2 protein-coding genes are annotated in these 7195 nt (G+C 47.0%); both read right to left on the reverse strand.

Annotated features, from left to right (window positions below):
* Positions 1-136 precede the first annotated feature (136 nt).
* The gene (locus IM479_RS01295) at positions 137-4948 is read right to left on the reverse strand and encodes a DUF8508 domain-containing protein (RefSeq protein WP_287685053.1); all 4812 of its coding nucleotides are present in this window, start codon (positions 4946-4948) and stop codon (positions 137-139) included.
* 661 nt (positions 4949-5609) lie between these two features.
* Entirely contained in the window at positions 5610-6770 is a 1161-nt protein-coding gene (locus IM479_RS01300; RefSeq protein ID WP_287685054.1) for a Na/Pi symporter, read from the reverse strand.
* Positions 6771-7195 lie beyond the last annotated feature (425 nt).

A 7195-nucleotide genomic window follows, 5' to 3' on the forward strand; every position in this document is an offset into this window, starting at 1 on the left:
AACCGCACTTTTTCTCGGTCAATGATTATAATAAGTTATAGCTTAGAAGCTAATCAACAACTAAAGCTTATGCTTGTAGCTAAGTGAAATCATTGATTAAGAGACCTGTGCTTTTCAATAACTTTTTCAGCAGACCCTAACTAAAGATGAAATTAGCTTGAGTCAAGGTAGAAGCATTAACCCCATTGAGAATCGCTATATCTTGTCCAAAAGCTTTAATAATGGTATTTGCACCCGCTTGACGATAATCCCAATTCGTGCCGCGAGAACCAAAACTTAAGCTAGTAGAGAAGAAACCAATCAGATCCCCTTGATTCGCTTTGTAATCAGCAATGATATTGGGATTTGCTGGTAAGAGAGCATCATTTTCTGTAATCCAGAATCGATCCTGACCGGTACCCCCAGTGACGATGTTATTACCACCGGCAGACCCCAAGAAAAGTTCATCATTGCCGACACCCGTATCGATACGGTTATTGGTTCCAGCGTAAACGGTGTCATTGCCCGAAGCGGTACGGATGTTATTACCACCGACAGCAAAGCGAACGTTTACATTGTCATTCCCGCTTCCCGTATTGAGAAGTTGGTTATTGCCGATAAATTGTCTGCCATCGCGCGCAGCCGCGTTAAAAGTATCATCACCGGTGGTTCCATTAATGGTTGTCGGCAAAGGTGTAATACCATCGAGAACCGTATCTTGACGGAAACCGAGGCTTTGAATCCTTCGATCTTCTGATTGGGGAGTATCGGCCTGGTTGAAGGGCTGTTGTCCGTTGTTATTGTTGTAAAAAGCTGAGAGATACTCCGCGAAGGCATCCTGTATCCGTCCCGGTCGGAGATTGGCCTTTCCTAGAGAATCGGGTTGGTCAAAATCGGTTAAGCGTTTGATATTCTCGATCACCGTGGGATAACTATCACCGCCATTCGCTAGGAAACCTTGCGTGACAACACTAAAAACGGTGTTAGAAGCAACCACTAATTTCCCATTTTTCACAATGGTTTGGATACTATTGCCCGTTGCATCGGCTAGGGCCAGACTGCGAATCCGTTGAGTGGTTGGGGCGTTGGGGTCATAACTAAAGTTAAAGCCACCAATTTGACCGAAACGACCGTTCCCCGTTTCCACTGAAGAAATCATGTGTTCGGCCAGTTGGAGAAATCCAGTGGCGTTCACTGTACCGACAACTAAATCGCCATCGAACCGTAAGGAATTGGAAATATCAAGTTGAGAGACATCCCCTTCCTCTTTGCCCACTTCGGGATTCGCTTGAGGCGGCAGGGTGATCAGATCGCCCGTTATTTGTTCGATCGCAAACTGTCCGATCTGATCGCGAATCGAACCTCCATTGGTAAAGGAGATATCGATCTTGTTAAAGCCAGATAGTAGGTTATGCTTGTTCAAATAGGCTTCGGCGTAGAAGTCTTGAGCATCTGCGGTCAAGTTACCTAAATTGGTCTCTTGGGTGCGTACATCCCCCCGAACACCATTGAGAAAAACGTCCGTTTGACCGAAAATATTGCCATCTTGTTGGTTAACGAAGTCTTGTACTCCATCGACAATTCCGACTATATCTTGATCGGCTTTAGCTTTAACTTGATCTAGGGTAGTAATCGATTCATCATAGAGGCGATCAACTCCCGCAATATCAGTGGCGTAGGGACCGCTATCATCTCCAATGGTGCTGACCACGCCCTTATAATCGAAAGTGACGACCAATTGATTCAAGTAGCGGTAGTTCGGGGCCGAATTGACAAAAACAACCTTGTTATCCCCACTGCCGTACACTTGAGGGAAGGGTTGGAGTAACTGTCCGTTATTTTGCTGGGTTTCATCTTCCCGTAAGGGAGGAACGCCAGTTTCCGAGGACATAAGTTGGTGAGAACCACCACCCAAGAGCAGATCGACCCCTAGTCCCAAAGCCGCCATTTTCTGGGCTAGAGCGATTTCAATGCGGGATTCTTGCAGGTGAGTCATCAAAATAATCTTATTGATGCCCGCATTGCTTAAAGCTTGCACTTCGGGGGTAATGTTGCGGATGATGGAGTCCACTTGCTCATCCACGGAAGTCGTTCCGGTAATCACGTTGCCGTTGCTATCCCGGGTCGTTACCTCGATCGCTCCCGTATCGGCGATCGATTTGAGATAGGGGGTAACAATGCCGATAATTCCCACTTTTTCGCCGTTAAAGTCCTTAACCACGCTTCCGGTTAGGGTATTGGGTAAAGGCGCTCCCCCGTTAGCGACCACGCTTAAACCGTTGGGAAGAGTAGCCTTGCTGTAATCGAGGTTATTGGCTAGATAGGGGAATGCCGCGCCTGGATAGCCTCCAGCTCCGATACCGACACCGCCATTCTGTCCATTAACCCAATTAAGATTCGGGGCGACCAAGTTGAGGAAAGAACCGGCGCCGCCACTAAATTCATGGTTGCCCACCGAGGCCACATCCCAGCCTAATTCATTGTTAATCAGGATGTCGGCGATGCCCCCTTGCTCGGCCTGTGGATTACCCGTTTTGTTATCGTAAATATCGCGGCTGGCATTAAAGAAGGGACTGGAAATGTAAACATCTCCCGTAGTTAATTTCAGCGTATTGGCGTACCGGTTATCCAAGGCATTCATCACCGCCGAAAATCCGATAATATCTCGGAAAGCCGGAATCCCGGCTTCTTGATCGGAGGTTTGCAGAATTTGCAGGGTAAACGGCAAGTTGAGGGTTGCAAGGATGGGTTCGTGATCGGCGGGCTGATCGAGAAAATCCACGTTGACATGAACAATGTCATACTGGGCATCATCGGCAAGATTATTAGTTACCAAAACGTGGTCTAAGGCTTGGGAGTTACCTTGGAAGTTGAAGGTGGCGCGATCTCTGACATCCAGGGTTTGAGAAAGATTGGTTAGCACCCCACCACTGAGGATTTGCTGGAACTCTTCAAAATCAAAGCCGTTAAGATCCCCTAAAACCACCACGTTAGCATTGGGATCATCTGCCAGAATCGCGTCGACTTCGCTATTGAGAACCTTAGCTTGATTGGTTCTTACGTCCGCGCTTCCAATATTGGGGGGTTGAACATTGCCAAATAAACTATTGCCACCGCGTCTGGAGGTTAAGTGATTGTTAATTACCGTCACTTCCTGTCCGTTAAACGTAAAGGTGGCGACTAGAGGCTTGCGACTGCTGGTAAAAGCACCATCATTATCGGGCGTGGCGACGGGGTCGGTGATCCGTCGGAGGGAACCTTGTACAAAGCTAACGCGACTGGGGTTATAGAGATAGCCAACTCGAATATTAGTACCAGGCGCACCCCCATCTCGATTATTGACGGGATTGATATTCAGGAACTGGTAGGTAGGGCCGCCCGCGGCCGTGATTGCGTTGATTAAAGCCTGATAGGTTAAATCCGCCGCTACCGTACCGTCGTCGATCGGGCCGTTGTTGTCTTGAACTTCCTGAAGTCCGATAATATCGGGGGCTCTCAGGTTATTGAGGATTTGATTGGCGAGTACGCCGAATCTCTCAAGTCCACCGGGGTTCGATACCGTGGGATTGAGATTTTCCACGTTATAACTGGCGATTGTTAGCTTATCTGCCGTGCCTATTAGATTCGTCACTTCCCGCTGCAATCCGCCAGAAGTCGCTTGAACTGGTTCGGTTACTAAGACCCGGTAGTCACCGAAGGCGTAATCAACTACCCCCGTCAGATTCCCTAAGAGATCGCCCACATCAACTCGTGGCAGGTCTGTGGCGCTGATTTGAATCCGTTCGGGGTTGAAATCATCAGGAGCGATGCCAATACCACCGCGACTGTTGATGCCGGTAGCGTCGGCACCTTGATTCGCCACCGTCCATATTGAATCCGAGCTAGTAGGTCGGATAATCGTCGGACTGACCGCCATGGTATCCTGTACCGTTACCAGCATTCCTTCCAAGCTTTCATAGAAGCCGATACCAGTATTTAAATCTAAGGGAATGTCGAAGGTGTCAGGGGAGAAGTTCGTTCCCGCGATGATTTGGTTGGGGGGTACGCGACCTCCCGATCCGATGAGAATGGGGGCAGGTAAGGGATTGCCCGAACTTACCACTTCGATTGTGTTCGTTTCTCTATTGGCAGCAATTTGTGTGGTACTGAGAACAGTAAGGTCGGGTACGCTTTTGCCGTCTATTTTAATATTCGGTCGATTTTCCTGCACCTGTCCACTGACTCGAACCGATGCGCCAACCGTGATATTGAGTCCGTTTACACCGAGGTCTCTCGATCCCGTAAAGACGAAGATACCTTCCGAGGTTCGCAGATCGTTGTCTGGATCGGGGTCTTGTAGGTAAAAGCCATTAGCATTAGTAGCGAACCCCGTGACGATTCCGGCTACACCGCTCACCAGATTCCGCTCTTTTTCCGATACTAATCCATATCCCTGAATGTCGCGGATGCGGAGAGTTTGCGAAGTTATCTTGCCCGTGTCCTGGTTGTAAAAGGTTGTCTGGGCTATGTTCTGGTCGTTGTAAGTATCGTAAGGATCATCGTATTCCTCAGTATCATCTTGTTCCAGAAGAAGTAACTCTAGCGCGGGTTCGCTACCGCCTTCTTCGTTGGTAACATCCAGTCGTCTTTCCTGCACACTGACTTGAACCGACGCTCCAACGGAGAGATTCAGTCCGTTTACACCGAGGTCTCGCTTGTTCGTAAAGACGAAGATGTCCTCCCAGGTTCGCGGATTGTCGTCTGGATCGGGGTCTTGTAGCTGAAAGCCATTACTGGTGATCGCCGTAACGATTCCAGCTACATCCCTCACCGGCGTCCCTGTCATGTCCGATACTAATCCAGTTCCTTGAATGTCGCGGATGGGGAGAGTTTCCGAAAAGGTTGTCTCGGCTATGTTCAGGTCGTTGTAAATATCATCTTGTCCCAGAAGAGGCAACTCTAGTGCGGTTGGATCGGTAATAGTAATCATCACTTTCTTGTCCTTTGTATCTGGATAAATTACACTCGCTCCATTTATTTCGTCTATCTTTGACGATGGGGAGTATCGAGTAAAAGTCTGGTGTGTCAAAAAATACAGGTAGAAACAGACGAATAATTTCTGATTCCATAGACTGTAGAGTGGTATTCATCGAATACCGACTTTTTTTCTACAACCTGCGGTGATAGGGTCGAGAAAATTTCTAGTGCGAAAAGCACTTAAAATCATAGACCCAGAGACAATGCTATAGGACTTGCTTTAATATCTAGATAAGATAAGATTAAAAAATCGTAATTAGTCACAGTGACAAGCAGGGCTTATTGAGAATAGAGTAACTCATCAGCCCTAAATGGATGGTGAAAATTTTTTGATTTTGATTATTTGGTCAAATTTTTATCAAAAAATAAGATGGCATTGCTAGGGCATTTATGCAGCAAGATCACCTCCTAGATAAGAGCTACAAAATTTATAAATTGTCAGGGTTTTTGGAGAGTACCAGAAGATGGGTAAAGTGAGAATTGCTGCGGGGCATTCAACCAAAATTTTCGGTAAAGGACTTAGGCTCTAATAATGTACCCAATCATCTGGCGAATCCTTGAAGAACTTAAAGAAAGCGACTGTATAGCTAGTATTCTATTTGTGTGCGAGTCCCTTATAGAACAATCGAAAGCCCCACTAGAATCAGGGGAATCACAAAAAATACGCCAATGAGATATGCCAAGGCAATGAGCTTATTGTCACTTGCTGCTGTAGCCAAGCGTTTTGCCCCAATCACGGGCAACGGACGCAGGTAGGGAATGCCGAAAATCAGCAAAACTCCAAACAGGTTAAAAAACAAGTGTACCTTGGCAATCTCTAGAGCGGGTAACGCCCTTTCCCCCGTGACAGCCGTAGCTGCCAGCAGGGAAGTCACTGTCGTCCCGATATTCGCACCGAGGGTAAAGGGATAAATAACATCGAGTCCAAACACGCCGGCACCGGCGAGGGGAATCATCAAACTGGTGGTTGCCGAAGAAGATTGCACCAGGATGGTGACAAATATACCCGCAAAAATTCCAGCAATCGGCCCTCTGCCCAGAGCGGTGTGAAGGATATCTTTCGCTCGACCCATCATCAATTGCTTGAGCAATTTGCCCAGGAAGTACACTGATGCAAAAACTAAGCCAATGCCAATGAGAATTTGCAAAATGCCGTTGTAAGGCTCGGGTAGAAAGCCTGTTGCGCTCCGAATCGAATCGCGGACAGGTCGAATCATCGCGCCCACTAGGTCAAAATCGTCCACGCTTATATCTTTGTCGCCTAAGAAAAGGTTGGCAGAAGCCCGACTGAGGAATTCCAGGGGATGAAATAAGATCTCTAGGGGGAAAAAGATCAGCGCCGCAAAGAGATTGAACAGATCCAGCACAACGGATGCGGCAAAGGCTTGTTTAAACTCTTCCTTGCTGCCTCCTACAAAGCCTAAGCTAGCAATGCCATTGGTAATAGAGGTACCAATATTGGAACCCATAATCATGGGAATTGCGATGGGGACGGGCAAACCGCCCGCAACTAGACCGACAATAATTGAGGTTGTGGCACTGGAGGACTGCACTAAGGCGGTAGAAATAATCCCGACCACGAGTCCCACAAATGGGTTTTCGGCAAAGGCAAAAAGCTGCTGTGCCTCATCGCCAAAAGTGGTTCTAAAGCCTCTGCTAACAACTCCAATACCGACAAGCAGTAGGTAAACTAAGGCAAGAACAGCCAGCCAGGAAAGAAACGGTTTTCTTGGGCTCGCCGTTGGTGATAGAGGTTTATGAGGTGATGGATCCATAAAAAAAGAACCTCCGTATTGTTATCAATTAAAATGTCCTATTTGTGGGCGTTGAGTGACTTGCCCCGCTCGTGTCAGATTTATACACTCGCAAAAGTTATTTTTTCCGATTGCAACATGGCGAAGACTTTCCCATGACAAGGTTAAGAAAACTTTCTTGGCAAGGTTAAGAAAACAGATAGCTTGTCTTTCTTTTTAAGAGCAACGTTGACCTTCCCCAAAAATACTGTAGCGATTTACCGAAATTTTGGGTTAAAGCCCCGTCTTTTTAGGACGGCTTTTTCAACTATAGCTTGTTAACTTAACTTTTATCGTGCTATACTGATTTTATCTAAGTACCCCCTGCGTAAAATGTTTGTCTTAGAGTTTAAAGTTAAAGCTAAAACTCAACAGTATCAAGCCATAGACGATGCTATTCGTACTGC

Source organism: Microcystis sp. M165S2, from assembly GCF_020245885.1.
In the GTDB taxonomy this organism is placed as follows: Bacteria; Cyanobacteriota; Cyanobacteriia; order Cyanobacteriales; family Microcystaceae; genus Microcystis.

Coding starts and splice junctions, on each gene's coding strand:
- IM479_RS01300 (WP_287685054.1), bottom strand. CDS start 6,770: ATGGATCCATCACCTCATAAACCTCTATCACCAACGGCGAGCCCAAGA.
- IM479_RS01295 (WP_287685053.1), bottom strand. CDS start 4,948: ATGATTACTATTACCGATCCAACCGCACTAGAGTTGCCTCTTCTGGGA.